This window comes from Kaistia sp. SLG-1 (genome assembly GCF_059699055.1).
The window spans coordinates 2,595,633-2,614,271 of sequence record NZ_AP048544.1 but is presented as its reverse complement, the minus strand read 5'-3'; the positions used below and the strand labels follow the sequence as shown (position 1 = coordinate 2,614,271).

At 65.9% G+C, this 18,639-nt stretch carries 19 protein-coding genes; 9 read left to right on the top strand and 10 right to left on the bottom strand.

Features of this window, described 5'->3' with window-relative positions; all coding sequences use genetic code 11:
- Positions 1-74 precede the first annotated feature (74 nt).
- From AC6HZP_RS11805 to AC6HZP_RS11795, 3 genes are read right to left on the bottom strand one after another with little or no spacing between them, the layout of a single operon-like run.
- Positions 75-1,250 (bottom strand): polysaccharide pyruvyl transferase family protein, encoded by a 1,176-nt coding sequence (locus tag AC6HZP_RS11805; RefSeq protein WP_497526697.1) that lies wholly within the window; start codon positions 1,248-1,250, stop codon positions 75-77.
- A 29-nt stretch (positions 1,251-1,279) separates the two neighbouring features.
- Positions 1,280-3,961: a glycosyltransferase gene (locus tag AC6HZP_RS11800; protein ID WP_497526696.1), complete on the bottom strand. Its 2,682-nt coding sequence runs from the start codon at positions 3,959-3,961 to the stop codon at positions 1,280-1,282.
- On the bottom strand, positions 3,951-5,393 hold the full coding sequence (locus AC6HZP_RS11795; RefSeq protein ID WP_497526791.1) for a DUF6212 domain-containing protein: 1,443 nt from the start codon (positions 5,391-5,393) through the stop codon (positions 3,951-3,953). Before AC6HZP_RS11795 ends, AC6HZP_RS11800 begins: the two co-directional genes overlap by 11 nt.
- Positions 5,394-5,680: 287 nt before the next feature.
- On the opposite strand from AC6HZP_RS11795, the gene AC6HZP_RS11790 reads away from it, so the two are divergent.
- On the top strand, positions 5,681-6,199 hold the full coding sequence (locus AC6HZP_RS11790) for a GNAT family N-acetyltransferase (RefSeq protein WP_497526695.1): 519 nt from the start codon (positions 5,681-5,683) through the stop codon (positions 6,197-6,199).
- A 6-nt stretch (positions 6,200-6,205) separates the two neighbouring features.
- Here the strand turns inward: AC6HZP_RS11790 and AC6HZP_RS11785 are convergent, their stop codons facing one another.
- Entirely contained in the window at positions 6,206-6,451 is a 246-nt protein-coding gene (locus tag AC6HZP_RS11785) for a hypothetical protein (RefSeq protein WP_201403735.1), read from the bottom strand.
- 148 nt (positions 6,452-6,599) lie between these two features.
- Between AC6HZP_RS11785 and AC6HZP_RS11780 the strand changes: the two genes are divergently transcribed.
- Both AC6HZP_RS11780 and AC6HZP_RS11775 read left to right on the top strand, forming a co-directional pair.
- A complete protein-coding gene (locus AC6HZP_RS11780; protein ID WP_497526694.1) occupies positions 6,600-7,244 on the top strand; it encodes a DsbA family oxidoreductase in 645 nt (214 codons plus the stop codon).
- A 30-nt stretch (positions 7,245-7,274) separates the two neighbouring features.
- Positions 7,275-7,694: a VOC family protein gene (locus tag AC6HZP_RS11775; protein WP_201403733.1), complete on the top strand. Its 420-nt coding sequence runs from the start codon at positions 7,275-7,277 to the stop codon at positions 7,692-7,694.
- Between the two features lie 21 nt (positions 7,695-7,715).
- Here the strand turns inward: AC6HZP_RS11775 and AC6HZP_RS11770 are convergent, their stop codons facing one another.
- Both AC6HZP_RS11770 and AC6HZP_RS11765 read right to left on the bottom strand, forming a co-directional pair.
- A complete protein-coding gene (locus AC6HZP_RS11770; RefSeq protein ID WP_201403732.1) occupies positions 7,716-8,261 on the bottom strand; it encodes a putative glycolipid-binding domain-containing protein in 546 nt (181 codons plus the stop codon).
- A gap of 6 nt (positions 8,262-8,267) precedes the next feature.
- The gene (locus AC6HZP_RS11765; protein WP_497526693.1) at positions 8,268-9,740 is read right to left on the bottom strand and encodes an NAD-dependent succinate-semialdehyde dehydrogenase; all 1,473 of its coding nucleotides are present in this window, start codon (positions 9,738-9,740) and stop codon (positions 8,268-8,270) included.
- Positions 9,741-9,882: 142 nt separating this feature from the next.
- Between AC6HZP_RS11765 and AC6HZP_RS11760 the strand changes: the two genes are divergently transcribed.
- From AC6HZP_RS11760 to AC6HZP_RS11740, 5 genes are all read left to right on the top strand, one after another.
- Entirely contained in the window at positions 9,883-11,070 is a 1,188-nt protein-coding gene (locus tag AC6HZP_RS11760; protein ID WP_497526692.1) for a serine hydrolase, read from the top strand.
- A 3-nt stretch (positions 11,071-11,073) separates the two neighbouring features.
- Positions 11,074-11,964 (top strand): N-carbamoylputrescine amidase, encoded by an 891-nt coding sequence (aguB, locus tag AC6HZP_RS11755; RefSeq protein ID WP_497526691.1) that lies wholly within the window; start codon positions 11,074-11,076, stop codon positions 11,962-11,964.
- Between the two features lie 295 nt (positions 11,965-12,259).
- Complete coding sequence (locus AC6HZP_RS11750; RefSeq protein WP_497526690.1) at positions 12,260-13,081, top strand: transporter substrate-binding domain-containing protein; 822 nt, start codon at positions 12,260-12,262, stop codon at positions 13,079-13,081.
- Positions 13,071-13,958 carry an amino acid ABC transporter permease gene (locus AC6HZP_RS11745; protein WP_497526689.1) on the top strand — a complete coding sequence of 296 codons (888 nt, stop codon included), beginning with the start codon at positions 13,071-13,073 and terminating at the stop codon, positions 13,956-13,958. The genes AC6HZP_RS11750 and AC6HZP_RS11745 overlap by 11 nt, the downstream gene beginning before the upstream one ends.
- A 49-nt stretch (positions 13,959-14,007) precedes the next feature.
- Positions 14,008-14,943 carry a homocysteine S-methyltransferase family protein gene (locus AC6HZP_RS11740; RefSeq protein ID WP_497526688.1) on the top strand — a complete coding sequence of 312 codons (936 nt, stop codon included), beginning with the start codon at positions 14,008-14,010 and terminating at the stop codon, positions 14,941-14,943.
- On the opposite strand, the gene AC6HZP_RS11735 is transcribed toward AC6HZP_RS11740, so the two are convergent.
- A complete protein-coding gene (locus tag AC6HZP_RS11735) occupies positions 14,940-15,647 on the bottom strand; it encodes an HAD family hydrolase (protein WP_497526687.1) in 708 nt (235 codons plus the stop codon). The two genes, AC6HZP_RS11740 and AC6HZP_RS11735, sit on opposite strands and share 4 nt — an antisense overlap.
- Positions 15,648-15,753: 106 nt before the next feature.
- On the opposite strand from AC6HZP_RS11735, the gene aguA reads away from it, so the two are divergent.
- Positions 15,754-16,857, top strand: a complete 1,104-nt coding sequence (gene aguA / locus AC6HZP_RS11730) for an agmatine deiminase (RefSeq protein ID WP_497526686.1) — start codon at positions 15,754-15,756, stop codon at positions 16,855-16,857.
- A 2-nt stretch (positions 16,858-16,859) separates the two neighbouring features.
- On the opposite strand, the gene AC6HZP_RS11725 is transcribed toward aguA, so the two are convergent.
- From AC6HZP_RS11725 to eno, 3 genes are read right to left on the bottom strand one after another with little or no spacing between them, the layout of a single operon-like run.
- Complete coding sequence (locus AC6HZP_RS11725; RefSeq protein WP_497526685.1) at positions 16,860-16,985, bottom strand: hypothetical protein; 126 nt, start codon at positions 16,983-16,985, stop codon at positions 16,860-16,862.
- Positions 16,982-17,245 carry a hypothetical protein gene (locus AC6HZP_RS11720; RefSeq protein WP_497526684.1) on the bottom strand — a complete coding sequence of 88 codons (264 nt, stop codon included), beginning with the start codon at positions 17,243-17,245 and terminating at the stop codon, positions 16,982-16,984. Before AC6HZP_RS11720 ends, AC6HZP_RS11725 begins: the two co-directional genes overlap by 4 nt.
- Positions 17,246-17,287: 42 nt before the next feature.
- Positions 17,288-18,565 carry a phosphopyruvate hydratase gene (gene eno / locus AC6HZP_RS11715; RefSeq protein WP_201403722.1) on the bottom strand — a complete coding sequence of 426 codons (1,278 nt, stop codon included), beginning with the start codon at positions 18,563-18,565 and terminating at the stop codon, positions 17,288-17,290.
- Positions 18,566-18,639: the final 74 nt, after the last annotated feature.

Here is an 18,639-nt window from a genome sequence, read left to right as displayed (position 1 = left end):
GTCCTCTGGATGCTTGGTGCCTAGTCTGCGAACGGCCCTCGCCGCCTCGCGGCGGAAAGGGCCGGCTTTGGAATTCAGTTCAGGCCGATGTCGCGCAACGTCGCGCGGAAATTGCTTTCGCGTTCGTTGTACTTCTCGACCACCTGCGGCACGTTCAGGTCGGCGAGATGATCGGCGACGAACTCGGCCCGGTCGTTGGCCGCCTCGAGCGCCGAGGCCTCGATCGCCGGCAGGCCGGTGAAGCGCAGCATTTCCCGCATGCGGTCGTCGACGGAGACCATCAGGCCGGGCACGCCCGACTGCAGCGCGATGATGTTGCCGTGGAAGCGGCGGCCGATGGAGAAGTCCATCGACGAGGTCCAGGCGCGCCACTGGTTGGTGTCGAAGAAGGTGTGGAGCTTCAGCTTGCGCTGCAGCTGGTCCTGCGCCTTGTACTTGAGATCGCCGATCATCTGACCCGAGGTCGAGTCGAAGACGCGGCCGTCCTTGTTCGGCTCGACCTTCATGTCGAAATGCAGGAACTCGTCCTGGACGACATAGAAGGACTCGCTGTCCGGCTTGCTCAGCATGTTGACGTCGCGAACGGCTTCTTCCGTCGCGCCGAGATAACCGGAGAAGACGGTCCGGCCGCTGCCCACCTTGACGTCCGGCAGGCGCTTGAGCGCCGCGCGCATGTTGTCGGGCAGGAAATAGACCGAGGGGCAGCCGGTCGGACGCACGAAGGAGAAGCCGCGCGACTTCAGGAACTCCGCCGTCTCATGGCCACGGGTCAGGAAGTAGTGTTCCTTGCCCTTGAGGATATCGAGCAGCTTCTGCGTACCCTCGGGCAACCCTTCCTCGAGATCGGCGCGGTTCTGGATGCCGATGCCCAGCATGACGATCGGCATATCGAGGTTCTTCAGCACGAGCGCCTCGGCATCGGCCGAGAGGCCCTTGCGCAGCAGGTTGGCGCAGGTGAAGACGCAGATGTCGAAATTGGCGTTGATCTCGTCCAGGCCCGTGCCGTTCGTGCAGGCATTGTGGAGATGCCAGAACGGCACCTGCGTGGCGTTGGACGGCATGGCGCGCAAGGCGCCCTCACCGATCAGGTAGTTGCCGGTGTTGCTGATATTGGTCAGCTCGCGCAGGAACGCTTCCTTGCTCTCCGGCTGCAGCTGCTGTTCGCCGTAGTGGACGGTCGCGCCCTTGGCGCTCCGAACAAGCCTCGTGTAATGGCCGGGAATGCCCGTGACCAGGATCCTCGAACGCATATAGACGTACCTCTCCTATCGCTTCGGCGTCAGGCGACGGCCGAAACCTCAATCTCGTTGTTGGTTGCTTCGATCGTCCGGCGCGGCGCCCGCGCGACGATCCGGGGTGTCGTCGTGACGGCCCGGTCGCACCATTCGATGAACGGTCCGAACGAGGCCGCCCAGGAACGACCCGACGCGGTGAACAGGCCGCCGTCGCGCAGCTGAGCGAGACGACCGCGGTCGCGCGCCAGCGTTTCCACGGCGTTTGCCAGATCGGCGACGATCTTCAGATCCGCCTCTCCCTCGATCAGGAAGCCGTCGCGGCCATCCGTGACCAGCTCGTCGACGGCGCCGACGGCGGTGGCGACCGGGACGCAACCGACGAGCTGCGCCTCGGCGATCATCAGCGGCGCGCCTTCCCAGCGCGACGGCATGATCAGGATATCGCCCCAGGCGAGTACGGTGGCGATCTCGCGGCCTCCGAAGATCGGCGGCCGGACGCTGACGCCGATCTCGCGGAGCTTCTCGGTCCACGAGCTCGGTTGCTCGGCGAGGATCTCACCACCGACCGCCAGCGCCTCGAACGGAATGTTGCGGGCGCGGAGGTCCTGCAGGGCAGCGTGGATGCGGTCGATGCCCTTCTGCGGCTCGAAGCGGCCCATGTAGAGGATGCGCAGCGGCGCATCCGGGGTCCGCGCCTGCCGGTTCTGGACGATCTCGGCCAGCATCTTCGGCTTCACCGAGATGCTCGGGGCATTGGCGACAGCGTAGATCTTCTCCAGCGGCACGCCGTAGCTGTGCAGGTAGACCTTGAGCTGCTCCGAGCAGGTCAGGAACGCGTCGTAGCAATGCTCATGCGCGATCGCCGCGAAGGGCTGTCCAGCCGGACGGCGCAATGGCGTCTCGTCGACCACATGCAGATAGCAGGCGGTGCGCGATCCCTCGGCCCGCAACCGCGCCATCAGCGGATGCACCGCCATGACGTGGTTGTTGATGATCAGATCGAAGCCGGACAGGAGGCCCTTCAAGGCGTTCCAGTCGATGTCGTGATACTCGGCGATGAAATCCTGGCCGAGGAAGCGGTTCGAGCCGCCCCAGGCCGGCACGCCGGCCTTCCAGAAATGAATGTGGTCGAAGGCGTCGTCGAACTCGTCGAGCACGTCCATGCGCGCGTTTCCGAGCACGAACAGATGCGTCTCGTATCCCTCGGCCTTCAATTCACGCGCCGCCGCGAAGGCGACCTTCTCCGCGCCGCCGAACGACGCGTTGGGAACGAGCAGCGCCAGCGTGCGCCTGCCGTTCTTGGCATGGCCGAGCGGCAGCACGGGCGAACCGCCAACCTCGGTCCTGAGCTGCTTGTAGAGCTCCGACAAGGCGGGCAGTCGCGGTGCACGCCAGGTCCAGCGCTTGTCCGCCACAGACTGAAGCGGGCTGGTTGCGATCGTCTGCACCAGATTGATCAACGATTGCTCAGGCGTCGCCGACGACCGCTTGGGCGCAGCCGCCGGGAACGGGAAGCGGACCTTGACGACGGCGACCGTCGGCCAGACCTGGTTCGCCGCGACCGAGCCCAGCCAATCGAGCGCATTGTTGCGGATCGCATCGCGAACGATCGTCGAGGAGAGGAAGACGAGATCGGCGCGCCCCTTGCGGACATGGCCGGAAGGCAGGATCTCAATGTCGATGCCGCGCTCGGCGGCGACATTGCCGATCTGCACGAACACGACATTCGCCGCCTCCGTCGCCCGCTCCAGATGCACCAGCAGGTTGGGCCAGAGGCGCGACTGGTGCAGAAGCTTCAGCGTCTCGCCGCTCGCCGCGGCCAGGAAAGGCGGGAAATGGACGTTGTCCGGCTCCGCGGCGCTGCCCCAGAAGGCGCGGATTGCCTCGTCGAAATCCAGGTAGGAAGGCTCCGCCGTCGGATCGGAGAAGCAGGCGATGGCCCCGTCGCCCGTGCGCAGCAGGGCATAGCGCGGGCATTCCTCATGCTCGAACCCGACCAGCGTCGAGCGGCGGAAGAGGCCCTTGTGCCGGCGGCGCAGGAAGCTCACCGAGGCGGCGCGATCGCGGTTCGCCTCCTTGAAGCGACTCTCGGCCCGGAGGCGATACTCGAACGCCGTGTCGTGGCACGGAGCGCCGACAAAGCCTGCCTCGATGCAGGACAGCCAGAACTCCCAGTCCTCGAAGCCGTTCTGCCGATCGGCGTCGAAACGCACGCCGGCACGGAACACGTCGATCGAGATCATCGAGCCGGTGTCGCAGATATTGTCGGAGACGCAGTGCGTCAGCCGCGAATAGCGATCGCCGTAATGGGCGCCCCACCGCACGGAGAACGTGTCGATGTTGGTGTAGACCCAACCGCACTGCTCGGCCTTGAGGCGCTCGTACAGCGTCTCGATGGTCGTCGGCAGGACGCGGTTGTCGGCGTCGAGGAAATAGACGGCCTTCGCATCCGGCATGCTCTCGACGATGAAGTCGATCGCGCGGTTGCGGGCGCCGCCGGGACCGGCGTTCTGTCCGAAGATGACATGCAGTTCCGGGCGCGTCGCCGCATAGAGTGTCAGCGCAGTGAAGATCTCGCTGCGCGGGTCGCCGTCGACCGAAACGACGACCTCGATCCGGCATTCCGTCTCGGAGGCGAAGGCGGTCTCGAGCGCTTCGATGGCCAGTGCCGCGTGGCCGTAGAGCGGCATTGCGATGACGACGAGGTCCGCCGCTTCACTGGGCATGGGAAGCCTCCCCGCGCGGCTCGACGTCGAAGTGACGGACCAGGCGGAAATCGAACACCTTGAGCCAGGAGAAATCGACCGAGTCACCCTTGGCGCGGCTCAGGATGACGAGGTTCATCGTCCGCTGCGTCGGGGCGTCCAGCATGATGTTGATGCTGGCCGATTCCCCGGCGACGATGTCGCGCCAGCCGCTGAAATAGGCCGAGCGGCGCGCCGTTCCCTCGCGCTCGAGAACCGCGATCTCCGAGCGGAGATTGGCGGCGCTCGGCGCCAGCAGGAAGCCGACAAGCGCGGGCTTGCCTTCCGGATGGTCGATCGTCGCCCGGGCGGCGAAGCGCACGGTGCCCGGCGCCACGACATTGGCGATCGCGCCGGCCGAGATGCCGGCCGGGAGCGGGTGGCAGACGATCGCATCCTCGTGCTCGAGGAAGCGGATGGTCTGGAAGTCGGGCACGATCGGGCTGACGGAAACGTCGGCGACAGCGCGGAGCGCGTCCAGCGGCAAACGATAGTCCTCGATGCGCCGTCCGCTCATCAGCGCGCTCGGCGCGATCGAATTCGGCAGCGCCGTCGGACGCACGCCGGGGACGCCGGCATAGATCTTGATTGCCAGCGGGCGATGATCGAGATCGCCGTGCAGCGAACGCGCCCGGGCGGCATAGCGCCGGCTGGCGATCGGATGGCCGAGCGACGGCGCCGGCGGCTCGGCGCCGTTGGCCGAGACGCGCAGGCGAAGCGTGCGGGGGCTGCCGTCGCAGGCCTTCGGCAGCGAGAAGAAGTTCCAGTCGGCTGCGAGATCGGAGAAGGGCACGATCCATTCGGCAACGCCCTCGCCGCTCTCGACATAGTCGAGCGTGACGATCACCTCGCCGCTGCCCTTCGCGGCATTGCGGAAATGCAGGGCGAAGCCGGAGACGCCGAAGCTCGATACCGGCAGCAATTGCTCGACCCAGCTTTCGCGCATCAGGCGGCCGATGCCCTCGTCCTTCGGGTCGACGAACGGGTCATGCGCGAAGATCTCGCTCGCCGGCTCCCAGTTCCGGGCCCGGAACGCATCCTCGAGCACGCGAAAATTCTCGAACAGGGTTTCGCGCTCGCGACGCAGCATGACGAGTTCGGTCGCCATGGTGCGGGCGTAGCCGGAGATGCGACCGAGGCCCGATTCGAGCACCGTCTGAACCAGTGCCGAGACGCCATCGACATCGCGATCGATCCGGATGACGGGCGGCGCGGGAATCGTGGCGAACTTGGCGAGCGCCGCCGAGGCGGCCTCGACCTCGCGCGCGCCCGACGACGACGCGACGACCGCCAGAACGGGATAGACATCGCGCATCGTGCCGTCCGAGCGGAACAGTTCGTCCGTGAAGGTCACGAGATGCGCCAGCGGCCCGGCCGCCAGGATGGCGCGATCGCTGGCGCCTGCCAGCACCATCCGCAAGGTTGCCTTGCTTTGCGTTGGAAAAACCGGCTCGAGCTGGCTCTTGATAGGTTTGTTCACGTCGCAGCGTCCGTTCATGCACAGCAATCCAGTCAAAATCGCAACCAATACGATCTGACAAATCCGCTTGTTCTTCAGCTGCGACAATTATTATCGATCCATTTTGCAACGCACAACAACGTTCTCAATAAATATTAATTGCTATTCTTCGAGAAGATTGTTTCAAAATTCAAAACGGAATGCGCTTGTTGCTTGGGATAAATACTTGGTAGATATCGAGCATGAAGATCCGGGACGAAAAATCGGCCGACCGGGAGGCTATAAACGCGGTCATCACCGCGGCTTTCCGCGATCATCCGCACAGCAACCAGCGCGAAGCGCAGCTGGTCGACGCGCTGCGCGACGCCGGCGCGCTGGCGATTTCGCTCGTCGCGGAAGAGGCCGGAACGATCGTCGGCCACATCGCGTTCTCGGCCGTCACGATAGACGGCGTGGATAAGGGCTGGTTCGGGCTGGCGCCGGTCGCCGTTCTGCCGGCGCTTCAGGGGAAGGGAATTGGCCGGGCCCTGATCGAGGCAGGGCTGGAGCGGCTGCAGGGGCTGGGCGCTACCGGCTGCGTCCTGGTTGGAGATCCGGGCCTCTATCGGCGCTTCGGCTTCGAGGCCGATTCACGCCTCACCTACCCCGGCTTGCCGCCCGAGTATTTTCTGGCGCGACTCTTGAAGCAGGGCGGGACCAAGGCGCCCGCCATGCCGAGCGGCGAAGTCCGGTATCATCCGGCCTTCACCGAAATTGGCTAGCCGGCTTCAGTGGTGGCGCGGCAGGCTCGCGCGGGTATTTTCGCGGCTCAGGACACCGGCCAGGATCGCTCCCAGCAGTGCGCAGACGACCAGGCCGAGGCCGGCCCAGAAGATGACGAAATAGGCGCATCCGCCGGCGCTGCAACCGACGTTCACGATGCGCTGCAGCAACATGCCGATGCCGACACCCGTGCCGAGACCGACGATTCCACCGAAGATCAGACCGAAAAAGGCCGCGAAAGCGATACGCATGGTTTTGCCCTGAGATGGAATCGACTTGCCGGGAGGATTAGCACCGAATTGCGCCGGTGCCTGTGTCCTCGGTCACGTAGTCTTGTTATAGCTGGCGTTCATTTCCGATTGGTTGACGCGACCTTTCCGCGGCACAGGAGATTTGCTCATGTCGGAACTCCAGATCGACGTCGTGACCGACATCGTCTGCCCCTGGTGCTTCATCGGTGTCGTGCGGCTCGGCAAGGTGCTGGCCCGGACCGGAACCGCCGCCCGCATCGTCCATCACCCCTTCCTGCTCGATCCGGACGTGCCGCCGGAGGGCATCGACGTCGCGGAGAAGCTTCGCAAGCGGCTCGGCGGCGATCCCTCGGCGATGTTCGCCCGCGTCGAGGCCGAGGCCCGCAAGAGCGGCATCGCGCTCGACCTTTCCAAGCAGCCGCGCCAGCGCCCGACGCTCGCGGCGCACACGCTGATCCGCCACGCGCTCGACAAGGGCACGCAGGACGCCTTGGCGCGAGCGCTGTTCGAGGCGCATTTCCTCGAGGCGCGCAACATCGCCGATCCGGCCGTTCTCGTAGTGATCGCGACCCGCTTCAGCTTCGGCGAGGAAGAGGCGCTGAGCCTGGTGAGCGACGCCGCCGAGCTCGCAATCACGCGCCAGCTGGCGCTCGACGCCGCGCAGGGCGGCATCAGCGGCGTACCCTTCTTCGTGTTCGATCGCCGGCTTGCCTTGTCGGGATGCCAGCCGGAAGATGTCTTCGAGCAGGCCCTGGCCCAGGCGAAGGGAGCCGGCGCCGAGGCACACGCCTGAACGACAGGCTGGAATCGTGGGAGGTCATGAATGGTCCGCACGTCTCACATCTTCCCGGTCCTTCGTTATCGCAACCCGCGCGGCGCGATCGAGTTTCTCGTCAAGGGTTTCGGCTTCGAGCTTACGGCGCTGCATGAGGGACCGGACGGCGAAGTGATGCACGCCGAGCTTCGCCTGGGACAGAACCTCGTCATGCTGGGCGGCTTCGATCCGGAGATCCTCGCCAGCGGCCGGACCGCGAGCGGCGGCGCCGGCTGCAACTACGTTTCCGTTCGCTTCGTCGACGGGCATCACGACATGGCGGTCGCCGCCGGCGCCAAGATCACCCGGCCGCTCGAGGATACGGACTACGGTTCGCGGCAATATGGTTGTCGGGACATCGAGGGATATGAGTGGGTGTTCGGGACCTACGATCCCCTCGGCGTCGACGGCAAGGTGGCCGACGCCTGAGCGCGGATCGGTCTGCGCCTCTCAGAGGACGCGCCGGAACAGCCCTTCATATTTGGTGACGAGACCGGATTCCTCGGTTTCGATTTCGGCCCGAAACGACCCGTCGACCGCCTCATAGAGATAGCGGTGACCCGCCGCGACGCAGGTGTAGCGCTGCCGGTCGAGCGTGAGCTCGAGATCGGGGAAGCGGACATAGACCGCCGTGATCTCCCGGGCCTCTCCTTCGTGCAGCCCCAGCCTCCGGATCGTTAACATATTGGTAACCGGGCTCGCCGACAGGTCGACGTCGATCGCGCCGACCAGGGCCGGCACGCGCTTGCCGTCGCTGTTGCGCCAGAGACCGTCGCCGTCCGAATGCAGCGTGATCGAGGGGCCGCCGACAATGGCGACCCGCGCCGCCGCGACGTGACCGTTCGGATGACACGACAGCTCGTAGTGGGCGGCGAAACGCGCATCGCCACCCGAGAGCAGGGCCCCCTCAGCGACCGCGCCCGTAGGCCGGTCGCTGAACACCATGTGCTCGACCCCTTCGCCATCCCAGCTCTGCCAGCGGACCGCTTTTGACATGGCGCGCTACCGATCGAGGCCGGCGACGAGAAGATATTTCTTCTCGACGAATTCATCGATGCCGAGATGGGAGCCCTCGCGGCCATTGCCGCTCTCCTTGACGCCGCCGAAGGGCGCCAGCTCCGTCGAGATCAGGCCGGAATTGATGCCGACCATGCCGTATTCGAGCCCCTCCCCGACCCGGAAGATGCGGCCGATGTCGCGCGAGTAGAAATAGGCGGCGAGACCGAACTCGGTATCGTTGGCAGCTTTCACGACTTCCTCCTCGGTCTCGAACTTGAACACCGCCGCGATCGGCCCGAAGGTCTCCTCGCGGGCGAGCTGCATGTCGCGCGTCGCCCCCGTCAGCACGGTCGGCTCGAAGAAGGTGCCGCCCTTGGCGTGGCGATGGCCGCCGAGCGCAATGGTGGCGCCCTTGGCGGTCGCGTCGCGGAGATGCTCCTCGACCTTTTCCACCGCCTTGTCGTTGATCAGCGGCCCCTGCGTGATGTCGGGCTCCGCGCCATTGCCGACCCGCAGCTCTTCCACCGCCGCCGTCAGCTTGGCGACGAAGGCATCGTGAATGCCGGCCTGAGCATAGATCCGGTTGGCGCAGACGCAGGTCTGGCCCATGTTGCGGAACTTCGAGACCATGGCGCCCTCGACCGCCGCGTCGAGATCGGCGTCGTCGAAAACGATGAAGGGCGCGTTGCCGCCGAGCTCGAGGGCCATCTTCTTCACGGTGGTCGAGGCCTGCCGCATCAGGAGCTTGCCGATCTCGGTCGAGCCGGTGAAATTGACCAGCCGCACGGCCGGATGCGACGTCAGCACGCCGCCGATCTCGCTGGCGCTGCCGGTCACGACGTTGAAGACGCCGGGCGGAATGCCGGCGCGATCCGCGAGCTCAGCCAAAGCCAGCGCCGTCAGCGGCGTCTCGCCGGCGGGCTTCAGCACGACCGTGCAGCCGGCCGCGAGCGCCGGGGCCACCTTGCGCGTGATCATGGCGGCCGGGAAATTCCACGGCGTGATCGCCGCGACGACGCCGGTCGGTTGGCGCAGCACGAGGATGCGCGCGTCGGCGCGATGGCTTGGCAGCGTCTCGCCGGCGATGCGCTTCGCCTCCTCGGCGTAGAACTCGACATAGGCGTTCGCATAGTCGATCTCGCCCTTCGCCTCGGCGAGCGGCTTGCCCTGCTCCGAGGTCAGGATCAGCGCCAGATCCTCCTGATGCGCCCGGATCCGCTCGAACCACTGGCGGATCAGCTTCGAGCGCTCCTTGGCGGTCTTGGCAGCCCATGTCTTGAAGGCGGCGGCCGCCGCGTCGACGGCGCGCGTCGTCTCGTCGGCGCCGAATTTCGGCACCATGCCGATGACGTCGCCCGTCGCGGGATTGGTGACGGCGATGGAGCCCTCGCCGATCCACGCACCATCGACATAGCACTGGCTCTTGACCAGCGTCGGATCGATCAGCCGAAGGGCCTTGACGGTCGACTTGTCCATGGTGCTACTCCCTTACGACGTTCTGCCAACGACCACGGTCGGGAACCGTTCCATTCCGCTGGAGACGATAGCGCGGTGGAGCCCGGACCGCCATGGAGCGTATCGGGCGTCGCAGAGAAGCGGCGCACAGACGGAGGGGCCAGTGCCTGCGATCCAACGTTTCGCGACGGCGGCCGCGCTCGCCGCAATCCTGTTCACCGCCATACCCGTGAGGGCCGAGACGATGACGCCGGAAGCGACGCTGCAGGCCCTGTTGAGCGAGGGTGGGTCGACGCCGGATCGTTTCGACGCCGCCTTCCTTTCCGCGGTTCCCTTCGCCGAGGTCGAGCGGATCCTGGCCGGCGTGCGGAAGGAGCACGGGCCGCTGCAGGGGATCGATCGCGCCAGCAACGGCTTTCGCCTCCGCTTCGCGGAAGCGAGCATGCCAGCGGCGATCTCGCTCGACGCGAACGGACGGATCAACGGCCTCTGGTTCGGCCCGGCGGAGAGGCTGGGGACGATCGAGACGCTGGCCGCTGAAATCGAGGCCCTGCCCGGTAAGACCGCGCTGCTCGTCGTCAGCGACGGCGAGGACATCGTCGCCCAGGACGCGGACCACCCGCTCGCGATCGGCTCGGCGGCGAAGCTTGCCATCCTGGTGGCGCTGCGCGATGCCGTAACGGCCGGGCGCTTGAGCTGGGACCAGGTCGTGCCGCTCGATCCAGCCTGGAAGTCGCTGCCGTCCGGCCAGCTACAGGATTGGCCCGACGGCACGCCGCTGACGATCGCGACGCTCGCCAATCTGATGATCTCGATCAGCGACAACACGGCGACCGACGCGCTCGTCCGCATCGTCGGCCGGGACGCCGTCGAGACCGTCACGCCGGCCAATGCACCCTTCCTGACCACGCGCGAGCTCTTCACGCTCAAGACCGTGAAGAATGCGCCGCTACGGACCGCCTGGGCCGAGGGCGACACGGCTGCCCGGCGCGCCATCCTCGCCGAGATCGCGGAAGCTCCCCTCCCCGCTATCGCCGAGCTCAGCCCGGAGGCCACCCATTCGATCGAGTGGTTCTTTTCCGCGCGCGAGCTCTGCCAGCTGCTCGAACAGACGGCCGATCTGCCCAGCGTCGGCATCAATCCGGGCGTCGCCGATCGCGCTCAATGGAAGTCCTTCGCCTACAAGGGCGGCTCGGAGTTCGGCGTCATCAACCTTTCCACCCGGGTCGTCGGGACCGACGGCCGCGTTCATTGCGTCGTCGCAAGCTGGAACGATGATGTGGCACTCGACGAGCAAAAACTGTTCGCGCCCTATACGGGCATCCTCAATCGCCTCGCCGAAGGGGAATAAGCCATGCGCCAGGTGACCGTCGCCGCGACGCAGATGGAATGCGACTGGGATCGCGCCGGCAACATCGCCCGCGCCGAGCGGCTGATCCGCGAGGCAGCGGCGCGGGGCGCCGAGATCATCCTGATCCAGGAGCTGTTCGAGACGCCCTATTTCTGCCAAGACCAGTTCCACGACCATTTCAACCTGGCGCAGCCCTTTGACGGCAACCCGCTGATCGCCCATTTCGCAGCGCTCGCGGCGGAGCTCGGCGTCGTGCTGCCGGTGAGCTATTTCGAGCGCGCCGGCCAGACCGCCTACAACAGCATCGCCATCGTCGATGCCGATGGCAGCGTGCTCGGCAATTATCGCAAGAGCCATATTCCGGACGGGCCCGGCTATACGGAGAAGTTCTATTTCTCGCCCGGCGACACCGGCTTCCGAGTCTGGCCGACGCGCTTCGGCAAGATCGGCGTCGGCATCTGCTGGGACCAGTGGTTTCCGGAGAGCGCGCGGGCCATGGCGCTCGCCGGCGCCGAGATCCTGTTCTATCCGACGGCGATCGGCTCGGAGCCGCAGGATCCCACGCTCGATTCCGCCGCGCATTGGCAGCGCGTCATGCAGGGCCATGCCGGCGCCAATCTGATGCCGCTCGTGGCCTCCAACCGGATCGGCACCGAGCGCGGCCTGAACGGCACCGAGATCACCTTCTACGGCTCGTCCTTCATCGCCGATCCGACCGGCGCGAAGCTGGCCGAGGCCGACCGCAGCAGCGAGGCGATCCTGACGGCGACCTTCGACCTCGACGCCATCGCCCATCAGCGCCGCTCCTGGGGTGTGTTTCGCGACCGCCGTCCGGACCTCTATGGCGCGCTGACGACGCTCGACGGCCGCGATCCCCGCGCACCCGGGCGCTGAGCCCTCGCGCCATCGTCGCGGCGTCGCTGCGCAGGACCGTATTCCGCGTCGTCACATCGAATTGGCATGACGTTGCTTTCCTAATAGGCACCGGCAGTCGATATTTTACGCAGAATATTGAGGCCCGGGGCCAGATCAGACGCCTCGAAATATGGGATGATTTCGCCCTGTATTTCGAGCTGAAAGCATTCGTCGTTCGCTCTCTGGGGGCCCGACCGATGTTTTCTTGAACCTTGCTCCGGGCGCAGGTCCATATTGAACCGTGACCTTTTCGGTCGCTCTGGAGTCCAAGGAAATGAGATTGCGTCCCGCGCTCGCTTTTGCGACGGCCCTTTTGCTCGCGCCCGGTTTGGCGCAGGCCGGCGAAACCCTCGACCGGGTGCTGTCCACCAAGGTGCTGAACAACGTCGTCGTCGACAACTATCCGCCCTTCACCTTCATCGACAAGGACAACCAGCTCGCCGGTTTCGACATCGACGTCGCACAGGCTGTCGGCGACAAGCTCGGCGTCAAGGTCGTCAATTCGGTGCCGGGCTGGGAGGTGATCACCGCCGGTCGCTGGGCCAAGCGCTGGGATGTCTGCATCTGCTCGATCACTCCGACGACGGACCGCGCCACCGTTCTCGATTTCATCGTCCAGTATTACAGCTCGCCCGCCGTTCTCATCGTTCACAAGGACGAGGCGGTGATCAAATCGGTCGCCGACATCTCCGGCAAGCAGGTTGGCGTCGGCTCGGGCTCGAGCTACGAGGCCTATCTCGACAAAACCATCACCATTCCGGGCGAGAAGACCATCGCCTTCCCCTTCAACGACCCGATCAAGGTGCCGTCGAACGAGACGGTCAACTTCCAGAACCTGGCGCTTGGCCCGGGCGTCCGGCTGGACGCGATCGTCGCCAACATCGCCACCGCCAAGGGCCTCATCGACGCCGGCGCGCCGCTGAAGATCGTCGGCGAGCCGCTGTTCGGCGAGCCGAACTGGATTGCCGTCGACAAGGGCGACGCCGAATGGAACGCCAAGGTGGTCGAGACCATCGAGACGCTGCGCGCCGACGGCACGCTGAAGGCCATCTCGGAGAAATGGCTCGGCACCGACATCACGCGCAATGACATTTGAGCTGAGAAGCGACCTGCCCCAGCGGCGCAGCCCAAGGCTCGTCCTGGGGTCGTTTGCATCCGCGATCCCGACCCGGCTCACCGGCGACCGCCTTTTCGGCGTCAAGGTCGGCCTGGTCTGGACCGGGCTTTTCGCCATCCTGATCGTCGGTTTCGTGCAGTTCGGCCTCGATGGCGGCGCCATCGCGGAGCGGCTTCCGTTCATGCTGGGCATCCGGCTGACGCCCTCCGGCATGATTCAGGGCGCCGCCATGACGCTGTTCGTCACCGCGAGCGCCGTCGGCTTCGCCGGCATGCTCGGCCTCGTCACGGCGATGGGGCGGATGTCGTCCAACCCGTTCTTCTTCGGCCTGGCGACGTTCTACGGCTCGTTGTTTCGCGGCACGCCGCTCCTGATCCAGGTGCTGCTGATCTATCTGGCTCTGCCGCAGATCGGCATCATCCTCGGCCCCCTCACCTCCGGCATCCTGGCGCTGTCGCTCAACTACGGCGCCTACAATGCCGAGATCGTGCGAAGCGGCGTCCGCTCGGTTCCGGCCGGGCAATGGGAAGCGGCGATGTCGCTCGGCCTGCCGCGCTGGCGGATCGCCTGGAAGGTGATCGCGCCCCAGGCGCTGCGCTTCATCATCCCGCCGGCCGGCGCGCAGGTCGTGTCGATGCTGAAGGATTCGGCGCTGGTATCGCTGATGGGCGTCTGGGAACTGAACTTCCTCGCCCAGTCCTACGGACGCTCTACCTACAAATACATGGAAATGCTGACCACGGCGGCGGCGATCTACTGGATAATGTCGATCATCCTCGAGTTCTGCCAGGCCAAGCTCGAGCGCCGTTTCGGGCGCGGCTATCCCGGCGCCAGGGCCAACGCACATCGATCCTGACCGGCGGCCTCGGCTGCGGCGGATCCTGCACTGACAAGGACGATCCATCATGACGACGCATGAACACGTCACCCTGCTCGACGGCGGCATGGGCCGGCAGCTCGAGCGCATCGGCGCGCCCTTCAAGCTGCCGGAATGGTCGGCGCTGGCGCTGATCGAGGCGCCGCATCTGGTGCAGCGCGCGCACGAGCAGTTCATCGAGAGCGGCGCCGAGATCGTGACGACCAACACCTACGCGATCAAGCCGCACCAGATCGGCCCGGCGCGCTTCGAAACGGACGGGCTGCGGCTTTCCGATCTCGCCGGACGGGTTGCCCGCGCGGCGGCAGATCAGGCGGGACGACCGGTCAAGGTCGCCGGCTCGTTGCCGCCGGTGTTCGAATCCTACCGGCCGGAGCGCTTCGACGCGGATCGCGCGCCGGAAATCCTCCGCGTCCTGGTCGAGGGCCTGGCGCCGCATGTCGACCTCTGGCTGATCGAGACCCAGAGCTCGACCGTCGAGGCGCTCGCGGCGATCTCGGCGCTTGCCGAGCATCCGAAGCCGATCTGGGTTTCGTACACGCTGAAGGACGAGGCCGGGCGCACGGGTCCGCCGGAGCTCCGTTCCGGCGAGACCGTCACCGAGGGCGTGCGCAAGGCGGTCGACGCGGGCGCGGTGTCGATCCTCTTCAACTGCAGCCAGCCGGAAGTGATGGAGGCTGCCATCCGCGAGGCGCGCGCCACGCTGGACGCGGCCGGCCGCGCCGACGTGACGATCGGCGTCTATGCCAACGCCTTCGCCGCCGAGGAAGAGAGCGACGAGCCCTATGCCGGCATCTCCGACATCCGCGCCGACGTCACGCCGGCGCGCTATCTCGTCTGGGCCGAACGCTGGATCGACGCCGGCGCCTCGATCGTCGGCGGCTGCTGCGGCATCGGCCCCGAGCACATCGCCGAGATCCGGCATCATCTCGATCCGGCGCGCCCAAAGCCCGCCAGGAGCTAGCTCATCGTCTGAAGAAGGTCCTGCAACTGGCTGATATCGCTGATGACATAATCAGCATGGGGAGCCAGTTGCTCGGCCGACATGAAGCCGCTCTCGACACCGATGCCGAGAACGCCCGCGGCGCGCGCGGCATGCATGTCGTGCAGCGTGTCGCCGATCAGGGCCGTCTCGCCTGGGAGGTAGCCGAAGCGCTCCATGAAGGCGACGATCTGCCCGGCTTCCGGCTTGCGGCCATGGCCTGAATCATAGCCGATGATGGCCTCGAACCACTGCGAGAGGCCGAGGCGCTCGCATTGCGCCTTGGCCCCGATCTCCGAATCATTGGTGATGACGCCGAGCTGGTAGCCTTCCGAGCGCAGCGCCGCGAAGATCAGGCCGGGCTCGCCGATCGGCGTCGCCGCATGCAGCGTCGCCTCGTGGAACAGCTCGCGCAGGCGGTTCAGGAAGGCGGCATCATCGGCCGGCAGGCCGAGCGCCACGGCCCACAGCTCGGCCAGTTCGCTGACGGAACCGCCGACGAAGGCGGATGTCGGCATCAGGATCGACGCCTCGAGATCATAGCCGACAATCTCAGCCAGCCGCCGCGCGGCCGCCGGATCGCCTTCGGTGAGCGCCGCGATGACCGATCCGGTGGCGGCGTCCCAGGTCTTGGCGAAATCGAGGAAAGTCCCGTCCTTGTCGAACAGGAGCGCGCGAAGCTGCATGTCTGGTTCCGTTTGATGTCCGTGACAAGGTCCCTTAGCACGCTTGCATCGCCCGTTCATTCCCGCTTCTGTCGGATGGCCCATCCGACGACAACGAACGAGAATCATGTCTGCGACGCTCGAAGGCCTTCCCCGCGACGACGGTTTCCGCATGCCGGCCGAATGGGAGCCGCATGCCGGCACCTGGATGATCTGGCCGGAGCGGCCGGACAACTGGCGCCTCGGCGCCAAGCCGGCGCAGCAGGCTTTTGTCGCGGTCGCAAGCGCGATCGCCGAGGCGGAGCCGGTGACGATGCTGGTCTCGGCCGGCCAGTGGGAGAACGCCCGCCAGCGTTTGCCGGCGCATATCCGCCTCGTCGAGACGACGACCAACGACGCCTGGTGTCGCGATACCGGTCCGAGCTTCGTCGTGAGCGCGGACGGCCGGCTGCGCGGCAATGACTGGCGCTTCAATGCCTGGGGCGGTTTTGCCGGCGGCCTTTATTCGCCCTGGGACCAGGACGACCGCGTCGCCGCCAAGATCCTCGAGATCGAGGGCGCACCGCGCTATCGGGCACCGTTCGTCCTGGAAGGCGGCGCCATCCATGTCGACGGCGAAGGCACTTTGCTGACGACCGAGGAATGCCTGCTCAATCCCAACCGCAATCCCTATCTCGACCGCAGCGAGATCGAGGAACATCTCGCCGGCCGGCTCGGCGTGGAGAAGACGATCTGGCTCGGCCCCGGGCTGTTCCACGACGAAACCAACGGCCATATCGACAACCTCGCCTGCTTCGCGCGGCCGGGCGTCGTGGCGCTTACCTGGTGCGAGGATCCCGAAGATCCGCAATATGCGATCTCGCACGATGCGCATGACCGGCTGGCGAACGCGACCGACGCACGCGGGCGAAAGCTGGAACTCGTCAAGCTGCCGATGCCGGGACCGCTCTACATGACCGATTCCGAGGCGGCCGGCATCGACGTTTCCGAAGGCAGCGCCGAGCGGCGCGGGGGCGCCCGCCTCGCTGCGTCCTACGCGAACTACTACATCGCCAATGGTCTGGTGGTGATGCCGCTGCTCGATCCGAAGACGGACGCGGCCGCGATGGAGATCCTCGCGGCCCTGCACCCGGATCGCCGCATCGTCGGCATCGAGGCGCGCGAGATCCTTCTCGGCGGCGGCAACATCCACTGCATCACACAGCAACAACCGGTGGGAACTGGGGGGTAAGGCTATTCGCCGGGATGGTGGCGCTGACGGCGCGGATCGTCATAGATCCCGCTGACCCAATAGACGACGCCGAGCACGACCATCAGCACGAGCGGCGTAATCAGCAGATAGAGCTGCAATCCGGTCATTCGAGCATCCTTCCGAGAATGGCTCTCGCAGCCAAATGTAGGCTGAATGCGAAGAATAACCATACGAAGGCGATCAGAAGCCACCAGCCTCCGCTGGCCGTGACGGTCGTCCCATATAGAAATCCGACCGTCGGCGCGAGTAGAGCAGTCGCCAGCGTCGCCACGCACAGATTGTTCAGCGCGGTGGCAAGCAGCTTAACTCGTTCGTTGTGCACGGTCTTCATGAGCGCAGCATGCCGCGCCCATGAGAGCTTGTCCATGCGATCGCAACTTTAGGTCGCGACCGCATGGCGGAGCCGAAATCAGCCCTTCAGGATGCTGCGGCCGGCGTATTCCGCCTGCACGCCCAGCTGCTCCTCGATGCGGATGAGCTGGTTGTACTTGGCGGTCCGGTCGGAGCGGGCGAGCGAACCCGTCTTGATCTGACCGCAGTTGGTGGCGACGGCGAGGTCGGCGATGGTCGAATCCTCGGTCTCGCCCGAACGGTGCGACATCACCGCCGTGTAGCCGGCGCGATGCGCCATCGAGACGGCGTCGAGGGTCTCGGTGAGCGAGCCGATCTGGTTGACCTTGACCAGGATCGAGTTGGCCGTGCCGGTCTTGATGCCCTGCGACAGGCGCTTGGTGTTGGTGACGAAGAGATCGTCGCCGACCAACTGCACCTTGTTGCCGATGGCGTCGGTCAGGCTCTTCCAGCCGGCCCAGTCGTCCTCGCTCATGCCGTCCTCGATCGAGATGATCGGGAACTTCGAGGCGAGATCGGCGAGATAGGCGACCTGCTCGTCGATCGTGCGGACGACGCCTTCGCCTTCGTAGTTGTACTTGCCGTCCTTGAAGAACTCCGTCGCGGCGCAGTCGAGGCCGAGATAGATGTCCTCGCCGAGGCGGTAGCCGGCCTTCTCGATCGCCTTGGCGACGAAGTCGAGGGCAGCGGTCGCCGACGGCAGGTTGGGCGCGAAGCCGCCTTCATCGCCGACATTGGTGTTGTGGCCCGCGTCCTTCAGCGCCTTCTTCAGCGTGTGGAAGACCTCGGAGCCCCAGCGGACGGATTCGGCAAACGTCGGCGCGCCGACGGGCAGGATCATGAATTCCTGGAAGTCGATCGGATTGTCGGCATGCGCGCCGCCATTGATGATGTTCATCATCGGCACCGGCAGGACCTTGGCGTTGACGCCGCCGACATAGCGATAGAGCGGCTGGCCGGCCGCTTCCGCGGCGGCCTTGGCCAGCGCCAGCGAGACGCCGAGGATGGCGTTGGCGCCGAGGCGAGCCTTGTTCGGCGTGCCGTCAAGATCGATCATCGTGCCGTCGATCATCGCCTGGTCTTCAGCGTCCATGCCGCCGATCGCGTCGAAGATCTCGCCGTTGACGGCCTCGACCGCCTTCAGGACGCCCTTGCCCTGATACTTGGACTTGTCGCCGTCGCGGAGCTCGACGGCCTCATGCGCGCCCGTCGAGGCGCCCGACGGAACCGCGGCGCGGCCAAGCGAACCGTCCTCCAGCAGGACGTCGACCTCGACCGTCGGGTTGCCACGGCTGTCGAGGATCTGGCGGGCGGTGATATCGATGATCGCGGTCATGCGGAATTCCTTGTTCGGACGGTTCGGCTCAACTCTGGCAGCTTCTAGCCTGCCGAGATGGAAGGCGGAAGAGG

Coding starts and splice junctions, on each gene's coding strand:
- AC6HZP_RS11805 (WP_497526697.1), bottom strand. CDS start 1,250: ATGCGTTCGAGGATCCTGGTCACGGGCATTCCCGGCCATTACACGAGG.
- AC6HZP_RS11800 (WP_497526696.1), bottom strand. CDS start 3,961: ATGCCCAGTGAAGCGGCGGACCTCGTCGTCATCGCAATGCCGCTCTAC.
- AC6HZP_RS11795 (WP_497526791.1), bottom strand. CDS start 5,393: ATGGTGCTGGCAGGCGCCAGCGATCGCGCCATCCTGGCGGCCGGGCCG.
- AC6HZP_RS11790 (WP_497526695.1), top strand. CDS start 5,681: ATGAAGATCCGGGACGAAAAATCGGCCGACCGGGAGGCTATAAACGCG.
- AC6HZP_RS11785 (WP_201403735.1), bottom strand. CDS start 6,451: ATGCGTATCGCTTTCGCGGCCTTTTTCGGTCTGATCTTCGGTGGAATC.
- AC6HZP_RS11780 (WP_497526694.1), top strand. CDS start 6,600: ATGTCGGAACTCCAGATCGACGTCGTGACCGACATCGTCTGCCCCTGG.
- AC6HZP_RS11775 (WP_201403733.1), top strand. CDS start 7,275: ATGGTCCGCACGTCTCACATCTTCCCGGTCCTTCGTTATCGCAACCCG.
- AC6HZP_RS11770 (WP_201403732.1), bottom strand. CDS start 8,261: ATGTCAAAAGCGGTCCGCTGGCAGAGCTGGGATGGCGAAGGGGTCGAG.
- AC6HZP_RS11765 (WP_497526693.1), bottom strand. CDS start 9,740: ATGGACAAGTCGACCGTCAAGGCCCTTCGGCTGATCGATCCGACGCTG.
- aguB (WP_497526691.1), top strand. CDS start 11,074: ATGCGCCAGGTGACCGTCGCCGCGACGCAGATGGAATGCGACTGGGAT.
- AC6HZP_RS11750 (WP_497526690.1), top strand. CDS start 12,260: ATGAGATTGCGTCCCGCGCTCGCTTTTGCGACGGCCCTTTTGCTCGCG.
- AC6HZP_RS11745 (WP_497526689.1), top strand. CDS start 13,071: ATGACATTTGAGCTGAGAAGCGACCTGCCCCAGCGGCGCAGCCCAAGG.
- AC6HZP_RS11740 (WP_497526688.1), top strand. CDS start 14,008: ATGACGACGCATGAACACGTCACCCTGCTCGACGGCGGCATGGGCCGG.
- AC6HZP_RS11735 (WP_497526687.1), bottom strand. CDS start 15,647: ATGCAGCTTCGCGCGCTCCTGTTCGACAAGGACGGGACTTTCCTCGAT.
- aguA (WP_497526686.1), top strand. CDS start 15,754: ATGTCTGCGACGCTCGAAGGCCTTCCCCGCGACGACGGTTTCCGCATG.
- AC6HZP_RS11725 (WP_497526685.1), bottom strand. CDS start 16,985: ATGACCGGATTGCAGCTCTATCTGCTGATTACGCCGCTCGTGCTGATG.
- AC6HZP_RS11720 (WP_497526684.1), bottom strand. CDS start 17,245: ATGGACAAGCTCTCATGGGCGCGGCATGCTGCGCTCATGAAGACCGTG.
- eno (WP_201403722.1), bottom strand. CDS start 18,565: ATGACCGCGATCATCGATATCACCGCCCGCCAGATCCTCGACAGCCGT.